This window comes from Nonomuraea deserti, from assembly GCF_004348685.1.
Classification (GTDB): domain Bacteria; phylum Actinomycetota; class Actinomycetes; order Streptosporangiales; family Streptosporangiaceae; genus Nonomuraea; species Nonomuraea deserti.
In genome coordinates this window covers 1-18,986 of record NZ_SMKO01000206.1, presented here as the reverse complement: position 1 = coordinate 18,986, position 18,986 = coordinate 1, and the positions used below count along the sequence as shown (strand labels likewise).

At 70.5% G+C, this 18,986-nt stretch carries 20 protein-coding genes and 1 pseudogene; 11 read left to right on the top strand and 10 right to left on the bottom strand.

Annotated elements, in window-relative coordinates; genetic code table 11:
* Positions 1-300 precede the first annotated feature (300 nt).
* The 4 genes from E1292_RS42635 to E1292_RS42620 all read right to left on the bottom strand — a co-directional run bounded on the left by E1292_RS42635 (position 301) and on the right by E1292_RS42620 (position 4,331).
* Entirely contained in the window at positions 301-1,551 is a 1,251-nt protein-coding gene (locus E1292_RS42635; RefSeq protein WP_132605135.1) for an FAD-dependent monooxygenase, read from the bottom strand.
* Between the two features lie 180 nt (positions 1,552-1,731).
* Positions 1,732-2,115, bottom strand: coding sequence for a DoxX family protein (locus E1292_RS42630; RefSeq protein WP_132605133.1), 384 nt, complete (start codon positions 2,113-2,115; stop codon positions 1,732-1,734).
* 369 nt (positions 2,116-2,484) lie between these two features.
* The gene (locus E1292_RS42625) at positions 2,485-3,111 is read right to left on the bottom strand and encodes a response regulator (protein ID WP_220447331.1); all 627 of its coding nucleotides are present in this window, start codon (positions 3,109-3,111) and stop codon (positions 2,485-2,487) included.
* Positions 3,108-4,331, bottom strand: a complete 1,224-nt coding sequence (locus E1292_RS42620; RefSeq protein ID WP_132605131.1) for a sensor histidine kinase — start codon at positions 4,329-4,331, stop codon at positions 3,108-3,110. Before E1292_RS42620 ends, E1292_RS42625 begins: the two co-directional genes overlap by 4 nt.
* Positions 4,332-4,501: 170 nt before the next feature.
* Here E1292_RS42620 and E1292_RS51820 point away from each other — a divergent pair, with 170 nt between their 5' ends.
* Positions 4,502-4,642: a hypothetical protein gene (locus E1292_RS51820; RefSeq protein WP_165975025.1), complete on the top strand. Its 141-nt coding sequence runs from the start codon at positions 4,502-4,504 to the stop codon at positions 4,640-4,642.
* Between the two features lie 500 nt (positions 4,643-5,142).
* On the opposite strand, the gene E1292_RS42615 is transcribed toward E1292_RS51820, so the two are convergent.
* From E1292_RS42615 to E1292_RS42600, 4 genes are all read right to left on the bottom strand, one after another.
* Entirely contained in the window at positions 5,143-5,553 is a 411-nt protein-coding gene (locus tag E1292_RS42615) for a VOC family protein (RefSeq protein ID WP_132605129.1), read from the bottom strand.
* Positions 5,550-6,347 (bottom strand): arsenate reductase/protein-tyrosine-phosphatase family protein, encoded by a 798-nt coding sequence (locus tag E1292_RS42610; RefSeq protein WP_132605127.1) that lies wholly within the window; start codon positions 6,345-6,347, stop codon positions 5,550-5,552. The genes E1292_RS42615 and E1292_RS42610 overlap by 4 nt, the downstream gene beginning before the upstream one ends.
* 221 nt (positions 6,348-6,568) lie before the next feature.
* Positions 6,569-7,411: a DUF6223 family protein gene (locus E1292_RS54525; RefSeq protein WP_246090723.1), complete on the bottom strand. Its 843-nt coding sequence runs from the start codon at positions 7,409-7,411 to the stop codon at positions 6,569-6,571.
* A 91-nt stretch (positions 7,412-7,502) separates the two neighbouring features.
* On the bottom strand, positions 7,503-8,216 hold the full coding sequence (locus E1292_RS42600; RefSeq protein ID WP_132605125.1) for a hypothetical protein: 714 nt from the start codon (positions 8,214-8,216) through the stop codon (positions 7,503-7,505).
* A gap of 285 nt (positions 8,217-8,501) precedes the next feature.
* On the opposite strand from E1292_RS42600, the gene E1292_RS42595 reads away from it, so the two are divergent.
* Positions 8,502-8,981 (top strand): hypothetical protein, encoded by a 480-nt coding sequence (locus tag E1292_RS42595; RefSeq protein WP_132605123.1) that lies wholly within the window; start codon positions 8,502-8,504, stop codon positions 8,979-8,981.
* Between the two features lie 75 nt (positions 8,982-9,056).
* On the opposite strand, the gene E1292_RS42590 is transcribed toward E1292_RS42595, so the two are convergent.
* Positions 9,057-10,400 carry an aminotransferase class I/II-fold pyridoxal phosphate-dependent enzyme gene (locus E1292_RS42590; protein ID WP_132605121.1) on the bottom strand — a complete coding sequence of 448 codons (1,344 nt, stop codon included), beginning with the start codon at positions 10,398-10,400 and terminating at the stop codon, positions 9,057-9,059.
* Between the two features lie 146 nt (positions 10,401-10,546).
* Here E1292_RS42590 and E1292_RS42585 point away from each other — a divergent pair, with 146 nt between their 5' ends.
* The 9 genes from E1292_RS42585 to E1292_RS42540 all read left to right on the top strand — a co-directional run bounded on the left by E1292_RS42585 (position 10,547) and on the right by E1292_RS42540 (position 18,817).
* On the top strand, positions 10,547-10,963 hold the full coding sequence (locus E1292_RS42585) for an ATP-binding protein (protein ID WP_165975024.1): 417 nt from the start codon (positions 10,547-10,549) through the stop codon (positions 10,961-10,963).
* A gap of 169 nt (positions 10,964-11,132) precedes the next feature.
* Complete coding sequence (locus E1292_RS42580) at positions 11,133-11,933, top strand: ABC transporter substrate-binding protein (RefSeq protein WP_132605117.1); 801 nt, start codon at positions 11,133-11,135, stop codon at positions 11,931-11,933.
* Positions 11,934-11,942: 9 nt separating this feature from the next.
* Complete coding sequence (locus E1292_RS42575; RefSeq protein WP_132605115.1) at positions 11,943-12,674, top strand: amino acid ABC transporter permease; 732 nt, start codon at positions 11,943-11,945, stop codon at positions 12,672-12,674.
* The gene (locus E1292_RS42570) at positions 12,671-13,417 is read left to right on the top strand and encodes an amino acid ABC transporter ATP-binding protein (RefSeq protein ID WP_132605113.1); all 747 of its coding nucleotides are present in this window, start codon (positions 12,671-12,673) and stop codon (positions 13,415-13,417) included. The genes E1292_RS42575 and E1292_RS42570 overlap by 4 nt, the downstream gene beginning before the upstream one ends.
* A 46-nt stretch (positions 13,418-13,463) precedes the next feature.
* Positions 13,464-13,766 carry an antibiotic biosynthesis monooxygenase gene (locus E1292_RS42565; protein ID WP_132605111.1) on the top strand — a complete coding sequence of 101 codons (303 nt, stop codon included), beginning with the start codon at positions 13,464-13,466 and terminating at the stop codon, positions 13,764-13,766.
* Between the two features lie 5 nt (positions 13,767-13,771).
* Positions 13,772-14,938, top strand: coding sequence for an N-methyl-L-tryptophan oxidase (gene solA / locus E1292_RS42560; RefSeq protein WP_246090724.1), 1,167 nt, complete (start codon positions 13,772-13,774; stop codon positions 14,936-14,938).
* A complete protein-coding gene (lysA, locus tag E1292_RS42555) occupies positions 14,935-16,356 on the top strand; it encodes a diaminopimelate decarboxylase (RefSeq protein WP_220447330.1) in 1,422 nt (473 codons plus the stop codon). The genes solA and lysA overlap by 4 nt, the downstream gene beginning before the upstream one ends.
* Positions 16,335-17,855, top strand: a complete 1,521-nt coding sequence (locus tag E1292_RS42550) for an aldehyde dehydrogenase (RefSeq protein ID WP_132605105.1) — start codon at positions 16,335-16,337, stop codon at positions 17,853-17,855. Before lysA ends, E1292_RS42550 begins: the two co-directional genes overlap by 22 nt.
* Before the next feature lie 452 nt (positions 17,856-18,307).
* Complete coding sequence (locus tag E1292_RS42540) at positions 18,308-18,817, top strand: hypothetical protein (RefSeq protein ID WP_132605103.1); 510 nt, start codon at positions 18,308-18,310, stop codon at positions 18,815-18,817.
* 30 nt (positions 18,818-18,847) lie between these two features.
* Here the strand turns inward: E1292_RS42540 and E1292_RS54520 are convergent.
* Positions 18,848-18,986, bottom strand: a pseudogene (locus E1292_RS54520) (cytochrome P450); the annotation flags it as partial.

Here is an 18,986-nt window from a genome sequence, read left to right as displayed (position 1 = left end):
CTGCACGATGTCCTCGGCGTCGCCCACGGACCCGGTCATCCCGTAGGCGATGGAGAACAACAACGGCCGGTAACCGACAGCGTCTTCCTCATCCGTTGACACCGGCATGGAATCCTTCTCAACTCGCGTATCGAGGCTCCCGGTGGAGCCCTTCTGTCTGCCCGTCCGCCGCCTCGGGACCTCTCGGTGTCTCGCGGCTGCCGGCGCCCCTCTGCTCGAACATTGTCAATGGTCGCTGGGTCTCGGGACTACGGGCGGCTTGGTCGGCTTTGTGTTCCGCCGGATCTGGAGGCTGTGCCGTCACGCGTGGACGCGTACGGGCACATCCGGGCCGGGGTGAGCGAAGTCCGCGTCCTTCATGCGGGCCACCTTGCCTCTGGTCCGCCACCGAAGGAACAGCGGGGAGGTCACGGGCATCTTGCTGACTCTCAGCATTATCCTGCGCTGCGCGAGTTCGAAACGGGTGGCCGGGACGAACAGGCTGCGCATCCGCCTTCCGTTGCCCTGCAGATACTCGATGGTGGGACGCAGTCGCTGCTCCCAGCCCGTCAGCGCTTCGGTCACGCTGCCGGGATGGCGGGCCAGCATGGTGCCCAGCAGATCGGCGCCGGCCATCCCGGTGGAGGCGCCCATCCCCGCATACAGCGTCACGCACCAGGCCGCGTCACCGACAAGCACCACCCGGCCCCTGTGCCAGCTGTCCATATGCACCTGCTCGACCGAGTCGAACAACACGTCCTCGGCCGACTCCAGCGCGTCCAGCGCCGCGCCCAACGCCGGGCCGGGCGGTTCCGGGCCGAACACCTCGCGTACCCGATCGACCTTCGGCCGGGTGAATTCCGCCTGGGCATCGTCGGTGTGGTAGGTCAGCAACACGGTCGGCGGACCGTCCTTGAACGGGAAGGCCCACATCGACCGCCGGGGTTCGGCCAGGACGACCGAATCGCTCTGGTCGTGACCCGGGAGCGCGCCGGGCATCTGGAAGGCGACCGCCATGTAGTTCAAGCGGTGCAGATACCTCTCGTGCGGCCCGAACACCAGGCGCCGCACTGTGGAGCGCAGCCCGTCCGCGCCGACGACCAGATCGAAGCGCTCGGTCGTCGAGGTCCCGCCGGCGGTGTCGGTCAGGGTCACGTTCACCCCGTCCGCGTCCTGCTCGATCCGGGCCGGTACGGTGGCGTACCGGATCTCGACATCGGGCGGCAGCGCGGCGAAACCGGCGGCCTCCAGGTCTCCTCGCGTCATCAGCCATGGCCGGCCGGGAAAGTCCCTGAAACCCAGGCCGGGCCGACGCCTGCCCGCCCGGCCGATGTCATAGCTGACGCCGTCCGCACCGCGATCGATGATCCTTTCCAGGATGCCCAGGCGCTGGGCGGCGGCACGGCCCGCGCCGAACAGCGCGATGAAGTACCCACCGGACCGCCGCCCGGCGGCCCGCTCGATGATGACCGGCGTCCAGCCGATCTGCCGCAGCCGCAGAGCTGCCGCGATCCCGCTGATGCCCAGCCCGACCACCAGAGCTCGGCGGCCGCCGTTGTTCGTAACGTCCATGAGGTTTCTCCTTGCGGGGGGTGCTCGCCCGGAAGGCCATCGCCTGACCTGCGCTGATGCGAGATGCTCCGGTTGCGGATCACTTCCGCCATGGTTCGTAAGGTCCTGACCAGTGGTGGTGAACGGAGGCGATGTCGGCAGGGACGATCTGATCCGGTACCGCCGCCCTCTGCGCCCCGGTCAGCCGATGAAGGACTCGGGGCCGAAGCGGCCCCACGCCACGAAGGCGGCCAGGGCGAGATAGAGCAGGTTCCCCGCGGCCGGCATGACCTCGCCACGGCGCAGGTGCGTGACCATCGCGCCGATCATGAGCACCACCACACCGACCGCAGCCACCGGCACCAGAACCGGCGCGATGCCGGTCACGGCGGGCACAATGAGTCCCACCGCCCCCAGGACCTCGATGGTCCCGAGGAACTTGAGGAACCCGACGCTGAAGTCGGCGGTCCATCCCGCGCCGCGCATGGCGGCCATCTTCTCCCGGGGCACGATCAGCTTGCCGACGCCACCGGTGAGGAGGACCACGGCCAGCAGCCCGGCGCAGATCCACAGGGCGAGGTTCATGAGATCTCTTCCATCAGGGTTGTGGTAAGAGTCCGGCCCCGAAACGGGAGCGGCGAGCGTCGCCTGGGCCGTACTGACGCGGGGCAGCAGTACGGCCGCCGTGTGTTGCTCGTCATCCGTGCCGGCCGGAGGTACTTCAGGGGTTTGCCTGCGACCGGGTTGCCGAGAAGGTTCGAACGAGCACCCATCGTGCGCTCCTTGTCGTTGTTCGCTGTCGCCCCTCTCAGACAGAGCAACCCGGCTGCCTGTGACGGCCGCGAAGTGTGACGTCCGTCTCTGCCTTCCCAGGCGGCAACCACTCCCCGGTCCTCCTCCTGACCGGTCAGCCCCGGGCCGCGGTCGCGCGGGCGCGCCCCACCGGGCGCCGTGTCAGGGCGGGCTGAGGATGCCGCGGGCGATGGCGGCGGTCACGGCGGCGGTGCGGTCGGAGACGCCGAGCTTGTCGAAGATGCGCATCATGTGGCTCTTCACGGTCGCCTCGCTGATGAACAGTTCCCGGCCGGTCTCGGGGTTCGACAGGCCGCGGGCCGCGCACGCCAGCACCTGGATCTCCCGGGAGCTCAAGGTGGGTGCGTCACCACGCATGCGGGTGGCCAGCTTGGCCGCGACCGGCGCGGCGAGTACGGTGCCGCCCGTCGCGGCCGTGCGGATCCCCGCGACCAGTTCCTCCCCGGAGGCGTCCTTCAGCAGGTAGCCGGTCGCGCCCGCGGCGACGGCACGCAGGATGTCCCCGTCGGAGTCGTAGGTGGTGAGGACGACGACCGCCGCCGCCGTCCTGGCCGCGACGATCCGCTCGGTAGCCTCGACGCCGTTCAGGCCGGGCAGGCGCAGATCCATCAGGACGACGTCGGGGACGGTGGCCGCCGCCAGCGCGACCGCCTCCTCGCCGGTGCCGCATTCGGCCACGACCGCGAGGTCCGGCTGCGCCGTCAGTACGGCCCGCAGACCCTGCCGGACGATGGGGTGGTCGTCGACGATGAGCACGCGGACGGTCACGACGGCAGCTCCACCTGGACCAGGGTTCCGGAGAGCCGGGCCGGGCCGATGGTCAGGTCCCCGCCGACCTCGGCGACCCGGTCGCGCATGCCGTTGATCCCGAATCCGGTGCCGGGGTCGCCTGGGGTGCCGATTTCGTCGGGGTCGAAGCCCTGCCCGTCGTCAGTGATCCGCAAGGTCACCCCCGCGGCCCCGTACGCCAGCACACTCCCCAACCGGCCCGCGCCGCTCGCGTGCTTGCGGACGTTGGCCAGGGCTTCCTGGGTGACACGCAGCAACACCACCTCCTCGTTCGGGGTGAGCCGCCGGGGCGCTCCGGTCACCGTGAAGCGGACGTCCAGCCCCGTCTCCGCCTCGAACCGTTCGAAGAGCCCGCCCAGGGCATCCGGCAGCGAGGCGTCGCGGAGCTGGGGCGGCGGCAGCGCCGCGACCAGGGCGCGTGCCTCGGCCAGGTTGTCCATGGCGGTGCGGCGGGCCTCGTCGAGGTGGGCGCGGACGGCCTGGTCGCGCTCGCACGTCCCGGCCTTGGCCGCTTCGAGCAGCAGCAGCACGCTGGTGAAGCCCTGCGCGAGCGTGTCGTGGATCTCCTTGGCCAGCCGCTCGCGCTCGGCCAGCACCCCGGCCTCCCTGCTGACCTCGGCCAGCTCGGCCCGCGTCGCGGCCAGCTCTTCGACGAGCCTGGCCCGCTGACGGCTCTGCTCGATGATCCGGGTGATCCAGAGGCCGAGCACGAGGGCGGCCAGCAGGGCCACCGCCGCCACAACCATCACCGACGGCAGGTCCTGCCCGTACGCATCGCCGCGTACGACCATGACGGAGGCCATCGACAACACGCTCGCGACCGTCGCGCCGACGGCTCTGTGCGGCGGGAGCAGCGCCCAGATGTGCGGATACAGCATGAACGACATCAGCGCGCCCGCGGGGGCCGCCGCGAACAGCGCCGCCGCCAGGGGGACGGCGCCGACCAGGTAGACGACGCCGAGCCGGCTGTGGTCGCGGTGCAGGGCGCGAGCGCCGGTGGCGCCGTACCAGCAGCACAGCAGCGCGAGCACCAGCAGGCTCGGGACTGGCTCGGCGACGGGCGGGCCGGCCTCGCCGGTGACGACGAGACCGGCGGTCAGCACGGCGAGCACCGCGAAGGCGAGATGCCATCCGGGTACGGTCCGATGCCAGTCGTCCTGTCCCGCGTCGACCGGGTCCGTGAGGGAGCCGCCTGCCATCTCGTCATTATGGGTGGCTCCCGTCGCCGCCCGGTATCCACCTTTCGTCGGAATCAGCATTCCCACTACCGGTGACTGTCCGACGCATCCGGGCTCGGACAGGCTCGGGGACCGTGAACGCGAAACTCTCCGCACGCATCCTCGTTGCCCTGTCCGTCCTCTACGCTGTCATGATCGGCATCCTGGCCGTCCTCCACGTCGCCCAGACCACCATGACGGCCTTCCTGATCGTCGGCGCCATGGTCCTCGGGGCCCTGTGGGTGATCCGCGGCCTTTTCACCGGCCGCGCCAGTCGCGCCGACCGCAATTGACCGTCGCTCCGGCGAGGTGATCGGCTTCGCCCTCACCTGGCCCGGCGGGTCCACGGCCCGCTCCGGATCCCCGGCGACGCCGTCTACCAGGCCGGGCCGCCGCCGAGGTACGGGCAGGAACGAAACGCAGGAGAGCCCCGATGCTCCCCGGGCCCTTCGAAGCGCATGCTCACGCTGATCGCAGCCGTTCCTTGATCCACCGGTGGCCGGCATCCCAGCTTGTGAACTCCTCCAGGTGCTCTCCGCTCCGGGCATCGAACACGTGGTACCGGCGTCTGCCTTCCCGGCCGGTACGCACCAAGTCGTACGAGTCCTCGAGCGAGCGGTACCAGATGCACTCTCGGCCGTCCGCCCGTCGCGAGGTGGGTGATGCATCCGTGTACGCGTATTCACGAACCACTTGATGCGCCATGGGCCGGATCGTATCCCTACGCTCTCCCCGAGGAAATGGTCCGGCACGGTCACCGGCGATCGAGCCGGGCCGCATCGTGTCGAGGCGTTCAGGGCGTGGGCGTGGGTGCGGGGGCGGGGCGGTGAGCGGACTGGAACAGCTCGATCAGATTGCCGGCGGGGTCGGCGAGCAGGACCTGGCGGCCGCCGGGACCGGCGACCACGTCGCTGTGGAACGGCAGGCCCGCCTCGCGCAGCCGGGCGATCTCGGCGTCGAGATCGTCGACGACCAGGTGGATACGGTTACGGCCCGCGACCGCGGCCTGGGGCGGGGTGGCGCGGGCGCCGGAACTGGTGGGTCCGGAGAGCAGCAGGCGCAGCGGCCCGCGTACCACGTCGGCGAAGGCGGGCGCGGCGCTGAAGTTCACGGTGAAGCCGAGGTGGGTGGTGTAGAAGTCGACGGCCGCCTGGACGTCGTCGACGATGTAGCGGACGCCGGCGACCTGGTCGGTTGCTGTCATGGCCGGTCCTTTCGGTGTGGGGCGGGAAACAGGATGGGCTGCAGGTGCCGGACGCGGGTGTCGATCTCCGCGGCGGTACGGTCGAACGCGGGGTAGCCGTCGTGGGCGGTGTCGTCGCCACTGGCGGCGGCCGGGTCGGGGATGCTCCAGTGCAGGCGCTGCGGGTGGTCGCCGAAGTCGGGGCAGACCTCGCGAACCTTGTCGCACAGGCTGATCACGTAGTCGAAGCGGCGGCCGGTCAGCGTGTCGAGGTGCCGTGGGCGCTGGCCGGCGACGTCGATGTCGTACCGCTGGCGCAGCACGCGTACGGCGTGGGGGTGCAGACCGGCTTTGGGGTGGCTGCCTGCGCTGGTCACCTCGGCGCGGCCGCCGGCGCGATGGCGCAGCAGGGCTTCGGCGATGGGTGAGCGGGCGCTGTTGCCGGTGCACATGAACAACACGGACGGTGTTTCCGTCGCGGGAGTCCCGGCCGTGCGGGCCGGCTCGGCCGGGAGCAGGCGGAGCGCGGGATGCAGGGCGGCACCGGCGGCGGTCAGCGTGTCCGCACAGCGGTCCAGGTCGAGGTGGTAGTAGCTGTCGCGGCCGTCGAAGCTGCTGCGGCGGGCGCTGACCAGCCCGCCGGAGCGCAGCAGCCGCAGGTGGTAGGAGACCAGGTTCTGCGGCTCGCCGACCAGGGCGACGAGTTCCCGCACGCGCAGGTCGCCGCGCGCCAGCTCGCTCAACAGCCGCCAGCGCACCTCGTGGGCGGCCAGCTGGACGAACAGCGGTGGGGCGGCCTGATCGGATTGCGCCATATCCGCATAATACATCAAATGGATTTGATCGAACCTCGGCCGCCGGTGTCCGGTACTGTGCGGACCCGACAAGTAGCCGTGTTCGTGGCGGTCCCGGGCAGGGGCAACGTCGCTGTCGTGCTGGCGGAAGCGGGCACGGTACGTGCGTCCGCACAGGATCACGAGAAGCGGCCGCCGTACGGTCATCAGGGGCCTCGGTCGCGCGCTGGTGCCCGCTGCGGTCAGCCGCTCAGCCCGGCGCGGCGGGAGCGGGCCAGAGCCAGCCCGCCGAGTGTCGCGCCGGCCAGCCCGAGCAGCAGGGCCGAGGCGCCCCCGAACACGCCGTTGCCGGTGCCGAGACCACCATCGGCCACAGCCAGGTTCGCCGCGCCGTTGAGCCCGCCGACCAGCCCCGCCGCCAGGGCAACGATGGCTCCCCTCCGACGGCCGTCGCCGGTACGGCGGGCGGAGCGCAGCGCCAGCCAGCCGATGACCACGCCGCCCAGCGCCACCAGCGCGGCCACACTGGCCCAGACTCGCTCAGGGGTCCCGATGAAAGTGTCGACACCCTGGCCCGCGCATTCTGCCGCCGTCGTGCAGACCGGCGAGGCCGCCTGCGCGGCAAGAACGGATAGGACGGACATGAGGTTCTCCTCCGCTTGCCGCAACCGGACGCCAGAACTATGTCCGCTGGACCCGCCGCCGGTCATCCTGCCGGCGGAGACACCCTTCGCTGCCGCAGACGCCGCACGAGCCGCGAATCTACCGCGTCGGTGGCAGGCGCGGGCCCGTGCCTGCGGCATGGCGAGCATGATCGGCTGGAGCACGGACAACACCGCGGCGGCGTTGTGCAGGCCGCCCGGAGGCGTGGCGTTGTGGAGGGTCAGCGCGGCGACCGCCAGGAGGGCGTTCACCACCATCCCCGGCAGGTAGACGGTCATCCGGATCCGGCGCGGCGCCGACCAGATGCCGCTGACGTCGGCCTGGGCGACCAGGCACTGCAGGCGGGTGCTGAGCGACATCTTGCCCGGCACTCCCGCGGCCCGGGCGGTGAAGAGATGGGCGAGCTCGCGAACGAAGATCACCGGCCAGGCCGTGGCGATCTGGCTCAGGGGGACGAGGCTGCTCCACGGTGACCACACGGCCGCCGCGGTGACGTTCGACCACGTGACCGTCTCACCAGCTGAGTATCTTCTTCGAACGGCCGGCGGGGGCGGGCGGCCGGTCCCGCAGCACCTGTGCGCCCAGCGGGACCAGGGCCACGCAGAGCAGGCCGGTGGCCAGTACGTCGGGGATGGAGGCGCCCTTCAGCACGCCCATCCAGGTGCCTCCCGCCAGCAGCAGCATCACGGCGCGGGCGGTGCCGAAGAGGCCCGAGCGCCAGGCGGCGACGGCCAGGAGGAGCGAGCCCGCGTACTGGCCGACCGAGGCCCAGACCGGTACCCGCCACGGGCCGTAGGAGATGTCCCCGTACTCCTTCATGATCGCAGCTGTTGCCTGGTCCAGCCCGATGACCTCGGTGAGCTGGAAGGCGGTCTGGTCGGCGCCGGCGAAGTACAGGCGAGCGAAGAGCCCAGCGACCAGCAGGGTGGCGCCCCAGAAAGCGAGGCCGCCACCGAGCCGCTGTGCCAGGGCGGCGAAGGCGGGGAAGAGCAGCAGCGCCCCCAGGGCGAAGACCGCGTAGGAGAGGGTGAGCAGGGCGGGTTCTGCGGTGTAGGCGAGAAGCTGGCCGTAGGCGGCGAACGGCTGCGCCTCGGCCCACGCCTGCTGCTGGGGGGTGAGGGCGGTGACCGTGCTCAGGTAACGCAGCAGGTATCCGGCGCACATGATCATCGGCCCCGAGATGAGTGTCACGCCGCCGATCCACCGGCCGGGGAAGAACGTGTTCATGGAGGCGAGCCTGTCAAGGGTGCGCCGGGCGGATCATCCGCCGATCGTCAACCGTCATCCCTGTCGAAAGTCGGGTTGCGCGGGCACGGCTTCTCGCAGTGGATCCAGCGTCAACGAACTGTGCAGGCTCCGTCAAGGACAGCGCGCGCGTGCTGCGGCATGCTGAAGCCGACCAGCGGGGGAATCGGCTCACGTCCATGCGGCGATCTCCGCCGTACGAGCGACTCCGCCGTACGGGGGCGGCTCCTGCCGGAGTGGATGTAGCCGTACTTGAGAGGACTTGTCATGTCTCGGACGTCTCGGCGCATACTCGTGCGTGTCGGTCTGGCTTGTGGCCTCGGGCTCGCCTCGATCATGTTCGTGGCCTCGCCCGCCTCGGCCCACACCCTGCGCGAAGCCGTCGTCTCGGAGCAGGGGTGCGGTTGGCCGAACGGCGCCTACACCCAGCTCACCAGGGAGGATCTCTGGGACAACGGGAACAACATGCCCTTGGGCGAGGTCTACGTGTTGTGGAGCGGCTCCTATCAGGAGAACTGTGTGGTCACCCTGAGGGTCGGCCGGGCTGACGGCGTCGCCAGCTACACGGAGGCCGTCCTTGAGCGTCAGGGCATGAAGACCATCAAGGACGAGGGGAACTACGCCCACTACGCGGCGGCCAGCGGCAAAGCCGCCGGCACGTGCATCAGGTGGACGGGATCCATCAAGGCGATCTACGGCGGAGGAATCTACGGCACCACCTCCACCCAGTGGAGGTACTGCGACTGACAGGCCTGCCGGTGCATGGGCCGAGGTGACCGGATCCAGCGGCCCGTACGGCGGTGCCACCCGCCGCGGGGCGGCTCAGCCGCGTCGTGCGGCGCGCGGCTGCAGGGCGTGGGAGATGTCGTCGGCCAGCCGCGGCGTTTCGGAGACGTCGAGGGTCGAGGTGGTGACGCGCAGCCCTGGGGGACAGGTCCTGCGATAGCCGCCCCCCGGGCTGACCGCCCAGCCGCGGTGCGCCAGGTCGAGGGCGGCCGAGCCCTCGTCGGCGACCGGGATCCACACGTTGAGACCGGTGGCTCCGTGCGCTTCGATGCCTTTGCGCCGCAGCTCGGCCAGCAGCGCCAGGCGGCGGGCGTCGTAGGTGTCCCTGGCGTGCTTGAGCTGCCGGCGGATCGACTGGTCGGTCAGGACGTGGACGACGGTGCGCTGCAGGACGTGCGACACCCAGCCAGGGCCGAGGGCGTGCCGGCCGAGCACCCGGGCGAACAGGTGCGGGTCCGCCGCGACGATGGCCAGGCGGAGGTCCGGGCCGAGCGACTTGGCCACCGATCGCGCCACCGCCCATCGCCTGACCCTGCCCGCCAGCGTGGAGCGCGCCGGCTCCACGAGCGACAGGTGGTGGTCCTCGAGGACGACGAGGTCCGGCCACTCGGCGAGCACCCTGGCCAGCTCGCCGGCGCGCTCGTCGGTCAGGCCCGCTCCGAAGGGGTTCTGCGCGCTGGGGGTGTGGATGAGCGCTGTCGCTCCGCGTTGCATCGCCTCCCGTACGCCGTCGGGACGCAGGCCCTCGTCATCGACCCGGACCGGCACGGCCTGCAGTCCCATGGCGCGTAGCAGGTCGAACAGGTCGGGGTAACCGGGGTCCTCGACGATGATGCGGTCGCCGGGCCGGCAGCTCACGAGCAGCGCGCGCTCGATCAGGTCGAGAGCGCCGCTGGTGACGCCCACGTGATCGGGGGCGACGTCGATGCCGAGATCGTGGAGCTGGGGGAGGGTCAGGTTCCGCAGGTCGGGGTCGATCATCGCCTGGCCGTACAGCCGCGGGATGTCGTTCTCCTCGGCGACCGCGTGCAGGGCGGATCGCAGCGTCGGCAGGAGCGCGCGGTCGGGCCCGCCGTGACTGAGGTCGACCCCCGGTGGCCGGGCGGACGGCGCGGGGCGGGGCGTCACCGCGAGCTTCAGCGGCGGCACCGGGGCGATGGTGCTGCCCCGCCGGTCATTCGTGACGATCACGCCGCGCTGTCGCAGTTCGGTGATCGCGGCCACCACGGTCGAGGCGCTGATCCCGAGGTGGCGTGCCAGCACCCGCACGGAGGGAAAGGCCTGTCCGGGCTCCAGCTCGCCGGTGCTGACCGCCCGTTCGACGCTGTGCATGAGGTCTTTCTTGCTGCGTCCCGCGATGACGTTCTGCCAATCCGTCATGGTTCCTCCTGATCGCCAAGCCTACGGGCTATGCGTGCCGGCATCTTGACCGCTGTGCAGCGCGCGTGCTTCTATGGCAGTACAGATTACAAACTGTACCAGCACAGAGAGATTCGGCCATGTCGAACACCGCAACAGAGCCGAGCATGGTGACATCGGGAAACACGTTCAGCCGGCCAGACGAGCGGGACGCCACGTGGACATTCGCATCGGACGCCTCGTCCATCCCCGGGGTCAGGAAGGCCGTCCGCGACGAGCTGGCCGCCTGGGGCCTGCGGAGCATCGCCGCCGACGCCGAACTCCTGGTCAGCGAGGTCGTCACCAATGCCGTGCAGCACGCACAGGGCCCCTACCGCTGCAGCGTCTGGCTCACCGGCGCCTTCCTGCGCTTCGAGGTCGAAGATCGCACCGCCGCACCGCCACTGCTCCGAGACGCCGGCTTCGACGCCGAGCGCGGTCGCGGCCTGCGGGTGCTCGACGCGATCGCCTGCTGCTGGGGAAGCGAAGACTCTCCGCTCGGAAAGATCGTCTGGTTCGAGCTTCTCGCGGGAGCGGGTCTCTGACCGTCGTACGGGACGCCTCCGTGAAGCGGGCGGCGGCTGGATCTGGCCTCCGTCAGCAGCTCGCCAAACTCTGGCCTCTTCCTCGGACAACGTATTGACCTGGGCTTTCCGTCGATGGAAGTATGAACCGGAACAGATTTCCTACTGTACCAGTACAGAGGAGCGCATCATGCGGCGCATCGCCATCCTCAGCCTGTTGTCCTTCACTCTGGTCCTCACGAGTTGCGGCTCGGGGGCGACCGGCGCAGGCGAGGGCCACCCCTCATCGCTGACCAAGCAGGAAGGCACCCTGCTGGTCGGTGCCGACATCCCCTACGTGCCCTTCGCCTTCGGCGATCCGCCCGACTACGACGGCATGGACATGGACCTCGTGCACGAGATCGGCCGTCGGCTCGGCCTCAAGGTCACCATCCAGAAGACACCGTTCGACACGATCTTCCGCGACGTCGCCCAGGGCCGGTTCGACATGGTGGCCGCGTCCGTGCTCATCACCCCCGAACGCGAGAAGAAGGTCGACTTCTCGCTGCCCTACTTCAACGCCGACCAGTCGCTCATGATCAAGAAGGGCTCCGGTGTCACCGGCACCGCGATGTTGACCGGCAAGCGCGTCGGAGCGGTGCTCGGCGGCACGGGGGAGAAATGGGCGAAGGCCAACGCCAAGGCTCAGACCGTCCGGACCTACGACATGGTCGACGACGCCTTCAAGGCGCTGGCAGCCGGGCAGATCGACGCCGTCATCAACGACTTCCCCTCCTCGAAGTACGCCGTCCGCAGCTACAAGACGCTCGAGGTCGTCGAGAACATCGCCACGGGTGAGCAGTACGGCCTCGTCTTCAAGCCCGGCTCCCCGCTACGCGGCAAGGTCGACGGCGCCCTCCGTGCGATGAAGGGCGACGGCACCTACGACAGGATCTACCGCAAGTGGTTCTCGGAGCCCGCCCCGGCGGACATCCTCGCCGAGGCTGGTTGACGGACGTTCATGGACATCTTCTTCGAGCAGTACTTCGATCTCACCGTCATGCGGGACAGCTTCGGCAAGGTTCTGCTGGGCTTCTGGATGACGATCCAGCTCTCCCTCATCTCCGGAGCCCTCGCCACGGTCTGGGGGCTGATGCTGGCGCTCTGCCGTTCGTCGCGCTCGTGGGTGCTGACGCCCCTGCGCCTGGCGGCCATCGCCTACATCGACGTCTTCCGCGGCATCCCGCTGCTTCTCGTCGTGCTGCTCATCTCGGGCAGCCTGCCGTTCATCCCCGTCCTCCCGGAATGGGTCCGCGCCCCGACCCTGTTCGGGCAGCCGGACATCTACTGGTTCGGCATCGCGGCCCTGACCATCACCTACGGCGCCTACCTCGCCGAGGTCTTCCGGGCAGGGCTGGACGCCGTCCCCGCCGGGCAGACGGAGGCCGCGAGATCCCTGGGCATGAGCCATCGGCGCACCCTGCGCCACGTCGTCCTTCCCCAGGCCGTCAGGACCGTCGTCCCCCCGTTGCTGAACGACTTCATCGCCCTGATGAAGGACACCTCGCTCGTGCAGGTCGTCGGCATCGTGGAGGTCGTACGGGCCGGCCGGGAGATCCAGGGCGAGACCTTCAACAGCTCCGCCCTCACCCTGGGCGCGCTGATGTTCCTCGTGGTGACCCTTCCCCTCGCCCGCATCGTCGACCGCTACCTCAACGTCCACCAACGCGCGCGACGAAGGGCGCTGGCATGACCCACGAGCCCAAGCTCCGCGTCACCGGCCTGCACAAGAGTTTCGGCCCCAGCAGAGTGTTGTGCGGAGTCGACCTCGAGGTGCCCGCGGGAGCGGTGGTCTCCATCATCGGACCGAGCGGCTCCGGCAAGTCGACCTTGTTGCGCTGCGTCAACCGGCTGGAGGAGGCCGACTCCGGCGAGATCTTCCTGGACGGCGCGTGCATCACCCGGCTCCGCGGGAAGAGCCTGGACGCCGTACGCCGCCGTATCGGGATGGTGTTCCAGCAGTTCAACCTCTTCCCGCACCGAACCGTCCTGGACAACGTCACGCTCGCGCAACGCGTCGTCTCCGGCACGCCGCCGGCCGAAGCGGCGGAGCGGGCACGCGCGCTGCTCGCGCGGGTCGGCCTCCAGGAGAAGGCGGACGAGCATCCGGCCCGGCTGTCCGGAGGGCAGCAGCAACGGGTCGCCATCGCCAGGGCCCTGGCCATGGAGCCCGAGGTCATGCTGTTCGACGAGGTCACCAGCGCGCTCGACCCGGAGCTGGTCACTGACGTGCTGGACGTCATGCGGCGGCTCGCCGAGGGCGGCATGACCATGGTGGTCGTCACCCACGAGATGTCCTTCGCCAGGGACGTCTCCGACGACGTGCTGTTCATGGACGGCGGGGTGGTGGTGGAGCGCGGCGACCCCGCCACGGTGTTCACCGACCCGTCACACGAACGCACCCGGCGTTTCCTGGACCGGGTCCTCCGCCCCTGAGCCACATCACCACAACCACATCCACCCACGAGCAGCGAGGAACGTCATGATCGCCCGTATCTGGCACGGCACCACCCCCGTCGACAAGTCGGCCGACTATCTGAGGCTGATGCGCGAGGTCGCAATCCCCGACTACCGCTCCACCCCGGGCAACCGGGGCGCCTACGTGCTCCACCGAGAGTCCGGCGGGGTGGCCCACTTCCAGATGTTGACGTTCTGGGACTCCGAGGAGTCGGTCACGGCCTTCGCCGGCGACGACGTCACCGTCGCCAAGTACTACGACTTCGACGACGCCTATCTCCTGGAGAAGGAACCGCGCGCCGTCCATTATGAGCTGCACGACGCGTGAGCATCATGCAGCAGAACACACCGGATGTTCTCGTCGTGGGCGGCGGCGTGGCGGGAGCCGCCACCGCCGCCGCCGCGGCCAGGCGCGGTTTGCGCACCACGCTGGTCGAGCAGTTCCGCCTCGGGCACCGGCACGGAAGCTCTCACGGACCTTCCAGGATCATCCGCCTCGCCTACGACGGCGCCCCTTACGTGGCACTCGTCCGGGAGGCCTACGAGCTGTGGCGAAGCCTGGAGCACCGAAGCCGGCAACGGCTCCTGCTGCCCACCGGCGGCCTCGACATCGGCCTCGCCGGCACCCCGTCGCTGCGGGACACCGCGAAGACGATGACGGACTGTGCCGTCCCCTTCGAACCGTTGCCGTCGGCCGACCTCGCGAGCCGGTTCCCGCACCTGTGCGTCGAACCGGAGATGGAGGGCCTGTACCAGCCGGACGCGGGAGTGCTGGACGCCGACGCGTGCGTGCGGGCCCTGATGGAGGACGCGCGGGCGCACGGCGCGACCATTCGCGAGCGGGCGCGGGTGACCCGGCTCGAACCCGTGCCGGGCGGAGTGGCCGCCCAGGTCAACGGCGCGTCCTTGCACGCGGGCGTGGCCGTGGTCGCGGCCGGCTCCTGGACCGGCCGGCTCCTGGACCAGCTGGGCCGGCCGGTCCCGCTGACCGTCACCCGCGAACAGGTCGCGTATTTCGCTACGAACGGCACCGCGTACGCCCCCGGCCGTTTCCCCGTCACCATCGAGCACCGGGCGAGCGGACCCCCGATGATCTCGATGTTCCCCGAGCTGACGCCGGGCGGAGGCGTGAAACTCATGCTCGATCGCAACGGCCCCGAGATCCTGGCCGAGGACCTGTCCGACACCGTGTACGCGCCCGCCCTGGCCTCGCTCACGACGTACGCCGCCCACAGGCTGCGCGGGCTCGGACAGGTCGTCCACGCGGAGACCTGCCGGTACACCATGACCCCCGACGAGGACTTCATCCTCGACCTGCTGCCCGGCCACCCGCAGATCGGGATCGCCTCGGCGTGCTCGGGCCACGGCTTCAAGTTCGGCCCGGTCGTGGGGGAGACCATGGTCGACCTCGTCACCATGGGGAAGACCGCGCGTCCCGTCACCGGGTTCTCCCTGGACCGCCCGGCACTCGCCGCCGACCGGACATGGAAGCGATCATGATGCCACCTCCGTGGCCGGACACGGCCACCATCGACGCGTCGGGGGACCTGCGGCTGGCCGGTGTTCCGCTCGGCGCCGTCGCCGAGGAGCACGGGACGCCGGTGTACGTGTTCGACGCGGCCACCTTCGCGCGGCGCGCGGCGAGCTACCGCGACGGGCTGGCCGCGCACTACCCGGGTGAGGCGGAGGTCCACTACGCCTGCAAGGCCTTCCTCAACGTCGCCGTCGCGCAGCTGGCGCTGCGGCACGGCCTGCACCTCGACGCGGTCTCCATCGGCGAGGCCCAGGTCGGCCGGCACGCCGGCGTCCCCGGCAGCCGCATCCACCTGCACGGCAACGCCAAGACCCACGACGAACTGCGCCTGGCCCGGCGCCTCGGCGTGGGCACGATCATCGCCGACAACCTGGACGAGCTGCGCGGCCTCGCCGCGGTGGCGCGCGAAGGCGGCGAACTGGGGGTCATGCTGAGGCTCGCGCCGGATGTCGCCGCGAACACACATCCCCACATCGCCACAGGAGCGGCCGCTTCGAAGTTCGGCATCCCCCTCGAACGGCTGCTCGACGCCGCCCGGATCATTGCCGGCGAGCCGAAGCTCCGCTACGAAGGGCTCCACTGCCACATCGGGTCGCAGATCACCGACCTGCCGCCGTACCGCGCCGCCGTGCGGGTGCTCCTCGCCGCGGCCGGCACCCTGCGCCGGCGGTACGGGTGGACGACCCGCAGCATCAGCCCCGGCGGCGGCCTGGGCATCGCCTACGCCGCCGGCGACCCCGAGCCGGACATCGGCGGCTACGTCAAGACGGTCGCCGCCGAGGTCGTCGAAGGGTGTCGCCGAGCCGGCCTGCCGCTGCCCAAGCTCATCTGCGAACCAGGACGCTCCGTCGTGGGGCCGGCCATGGTGGCGCTCTACAGTGTGGTCGCCGCCAAGCCGCTCGCCGCCGCCGACGGGGAGGCCGACGCCTACGTCCATCTCGACGGCGGGATGGGGGACAACATCCGCCCCGCCATGTACGGCGCCCGGCTGACCGCCCTGCCCGTCCGCGACGCCCGGCGCCCGGCGCGTCGCGTCGTCCACCTGTCCGGCCGCTACTGCGAGTCGTCCGACGTCCTGGCCCGTGACGTACACGTGCCCGAGCTGAGCAACGGAGACGTGCTCGCCGTACCGGCCGCGGGGGCGTACACGCTGTCCATGGCCTCTGCCTACAACCACGTGCCGCGCCCGCCCGTGGTCCTCGTCCAGGACGGGCACGCGCATCTGATCACGCGGCGGGAGACCTATCGGGACCTCATGGCCCGCGACGCCGGCCTGCCGGATCCGCCGGTCGCGGGCCCATCAGGACCTGATCCCGCCATTGCGACGACCCAGAATCCCCACCGCCACACAGGAGCGCATGCATGTTGCTCGATCGAGACGTAGCCGAGATCGCCGCCATGGCCGGGGGTGTCCGGCCCGAGACGCGAGCCTTCATCGACGGCGAGTACCGGTCCGGAACGCTCGAGCAGACCTTCCCGACCGAGAACCCGGCCACCGGCGACATCGTCGCCAAGGTCGTGTTCTGCACCGGCGAGGACGTGGACGCGGCGGTCAGATCGGCCCGTACGGCGTTCGAGGACGGCCGCTGGTCCCGCAGGTCACCACGCGAGCGCGGCCGGGTCCTGCTGCGTTTCGCCGAGCTCATCGACGAACACCGTGAGGAACTGGCGCTGCTGGAGACCCTGGACACCGGCAAGCCGATCCGCGACGCGCTGACCGGCGACATCGCCAAGTCGGCCGAGATGACCCGCTGGTACGCCGAGGCCGCGGACAAGATGTACGGCGAAACGGCACCCACGCGGGCCGACGTCCTGGCCGTGGTGCGGCGCGAACCGCTCGGCGTGATCGGCTGCGTCACGCCCTGGAACTTCCCCCTCTACCAGGCCGCCTACAAGCTCGGCCCGGTCCTGGCGACCGGCAACAGCCTCGTGCTCAAGCCCGCCGAGCAGACGCCGCTGACCACCGTCAGGATCGCCGCGCTGGCCGCGGAGGCCGGCCTTCCGCCGGGGGTGCTGAACGTCGTGCCAGGAGACGGGCCGACCACGGGAGCGGCGCTCGGCCGCCATCCCGACGTCGACTGCCTCGCCTTCACCGGCTCCACCTCGACGGCACGCCGCTTTCTCGCGTACTCCGCCGAGTCCAACGCCAAGAAGGTCTGCGTCGAGGCCGGCGGCAAGTCCCCCCACATCGTGTTCCCGGACGCCGGCGACCTGGACGCCGTCGCCGAGGCGGCGATCTGGGGGATCTTCTACAACCAGGGACAGGTGTGCAGCGCGGGCAGCCGGCTGTTCGTGCACCGCCGGATCATCGACGACCTCCTGCCGCTCATCGTCGAACGCGCCCGCGCACTGCGCGTCGGCGACCCGCTCGACCCGCACACCCAGATGGGAGCGCTCATCAGCGCGGAGCACAAGCAACGCGTGCTGCGTTACATCGAGCGCGGTCACGCCGAAGGAGCACGGCTGCTCACCGGCGGCCACGAGCCGCTCGCCGGGACCGGCGGCCACTTCCTCGCGCCGACGGTGTTCGACAGGGTCGGCAACGACATGACCATCGCCCAGGAAGAGATCTTCGGGCCGGTCCTGTCCGTGCTCGCCTTCGACGACGTCGACGAGGTCGTCAGGCTCGCGAACGACACTGTCTACGGGCTGGGCGCCGGAGTGTGGTCGCGGGACATCGACCTGGCCCTGCACGTGGCGGGACGGCTGCGGGCGGGACAGGTGTGGGTGAACAACTACGACGCCGGCGACTGGACGGTGCCGTGGGGCGGGTTCAAGCAGTCCGGCACCGCGCGGGACAAATCCCTGCACGCCCTCGACGAGTACACCGCGAGCAAGGCGACCTGGATCCAGACCCGGCCGCCCGCGCTGAGGCCAGTCTGAGAGCCGGGCAGGCCGACGGCGCCGCCGGCTGCTCGGCAGGCGCGCGTCAGTGGTGGTGGCCGTGCCGGCCGAGGGTCTCCACGGGCGTCGCGCCGGGGCGGGTCCACTGCGGTACGGGACGGCTGGTCGGACCCCCAATTGGCGACGGGCTCGTTGCCACGGCCCGTCGTGGAGTAGGTGAGGAACGCGCGGCCGCCGTCCCGCAGGAAGCAGGTGACGTACCCCATGCTGCCGCCGACCGGCTCCTCGACCCCGCGTACGGAGTACCAGGGCTGGGTGTGGCTCGTCGCGGCCCTGGAATTGCGTTCGGGCGAAGTTCCCACGTCGCCGCAGACGCGGGCATGCTGCTGGACAGGACGAGCACGAGCCCGACCAGCGCGCCGACTTTTCGTTGTCGGGCGGCCGGTCATCGGCCAGACCCACGACCATCCCCCGCCCTCAGGAGCACACGCATGAGCGCCATGCACGACTACTACCGCGCCCCCGATCGCGCCACCGCGACCTGGCGACCGAGCTGCCTACGGGCACCGGCCAAGCCCTTCCCCGACGCTCCGGCCTTCGATGTCGTGGAGACCAAGTGGGTCGATCCCGGCGGATCCCTCGCCAGTCTCGTGGCCGTCATCAAGGGCGTCCCCTACTCCAACGACCTGATCAAGACCGTCACCCTGTACCCGCCGCCCGAAGGAGCACCCCAGACCGAAGACGAATGGCTTGCCCTCCCGGAGGACTCCCCGTACCGGGAAGGGCCGGAGATCGAGGAATTGCCGGCGAGCGCCCGCGACACGCTTGCCGAAGTCGAGGACGCTCGCCTGCCTGGAGTGGCCCGGCGCTGGACGCTGGAGCCTCTCTCCACCTTCCAGGAGGGTGACGACGTGCTCGACGTGATCAACGAGCTCGTCACGCTGGCACGGAGGGCCAAGGAGAGCGACCAGCTGCTCTACTGCTGGTGGATTTCCGGCTAGTCGAGATCCCGGACCGGTTCATGGTCGCCGTCAGCCGGCGGTGTCCCAGGTGACCGGGAGGCTCTTGACCCCGTAGATGTCCGCGGTCTCGGGGCGCAGGGCGACCTCTTCAGCCGGGACGGCCAGGCGCAGTGTGGGGAAGCGGTCGAGCAGCGCGGGGAGGGCGACG

Excerpts from the sequence above, each read along its gene's own strand:
- E1292_RS42635 (WP_132605135.1), bottom strand. The coding sequence starts at position 1,551 with ATGGACGTTACGAACAACGGCGGCCGCCGAGCTCTGGTGGTCGGGCTG.
- E1292_RS42630 (WP_132605133.1), bottom strand. The coding sequence starts at position 2,115 with ATGAACCTCGCCCTGTGGATCTGCGCCGGGCTGCTGGCCGTGGTCCTC.
- E1292_RS42620 (WP_132605131.1), bottom strand. The coding sequence starts at position 4,331 with ATGGCAGGCGGCTCCCTCACGGACCCGGTCGACGCGGGACAGGACGAC.
- E1292_RS51820 (WP_165975025.1), top strand. The coding sequence starts at position 4,502 with ATGATCGGCATCCTGGCCGTCCTCCACGTCGCCCAGACCACCATGACG.
- E1292_RS42615 (WP_132605129.1), bottom strand. The coding sequence starts at position 5,553 with ATGACAGCAACCGACCAGGTCGCCGGCGTCCGCTACATCGTCGACGAC.
- E1292_RS42610 (WP_132605127.1), bottom strand. The coding sequence starts at position 6,347 with ATGGCGCAATCCGATCAGGCCGCCCCACCGCTGTTCGTCCAGCTGGCC.
- E1292_RS42600 (WP_132605125.1), bottom strand. The coding sequence starts at position 8,216 with ATGAACACGTTCTTCCCCGGCCGGTGGATCGGCGGCGTGACACTCATC.
- E1292_RS42595 (WP_132605123.1), top strand. The coding sequence starts at position 8,502 with ATGTCTCGGACGTCTCGGCGCATACTCGTGCGTGTCGGTCTGGCTTGT.
- E1292_RS42590 (WP_132605121.1), bottom strand. The coding sequence starts at position 10,400 with ATGACGGATTGGCAGAACGTCATCGCGGGACGCAGCAAGAAAGACCTC.
- E1292_RS42585 (WP_165975024.1), top strand. The coding sequence starts at position 10,547 with ATGGTGACATCGGGAAACACGTTCAGCCGGCCAGACGAGCGGGACGCC.
- E1292_RS42580 (WP_132605117.1), top strand. The coding sequence starts at position 11,133 with ATGCGGCGCATCGCCATCCTCAGCCTGTTGTCCTTCACTCTGGTCCTC.
- E1292_RS42575 (WP_132605115.1), top strand. The coding sequence starts at position 11,943 with ATGGACATCTTCTTCGAGCAGTACTTCGATCTCACCGTCATGCGGGAC.
- E1292_RS42570 (WP_132605113.1), top strand. The coding sequence starts at position 12,671 with ATGACCCACGAGCCCAAGCTCCGCGTCACCGGCCTGCACAAGAGTTTC.
- E1292_RS42565 (WP_132605111.1), top strand. The coding sequence starts at position 13,464 with ATGATCGCCCGTATCTGGCACGGCACCACCCCCGTCGACAAGTCGGCC.
- solA (WP_246090724.1), top strand. The coding sequence starts at position 13,772 with ATGCAGCAGAACACACCGGATGTTCTCGTCGTGGGCGGCGGCGTGGCG.
- lysA (WP_220447330.1), top strand. The coding sequence starts at position 14,935 with ATGATGCCACCTCCGTGGCCGGACACGGCCACCATCGACGCGTCGGGG.
- E1292_RS42550 (WP_132605105.1), top strand. The coding sequence starts at position 16,335 with ATGTTGCTCGATCGAGACGTAGCCGAGATCGCCGCCATGGCCGGGGGT.
- E1292_RS42540 (WP_132605103.1), top strand. The coding sequence starts at position 18,308 with ATGAGCGCCATGCACGACTACTACCGCGCCCCCGATCGCGCCACCGCG.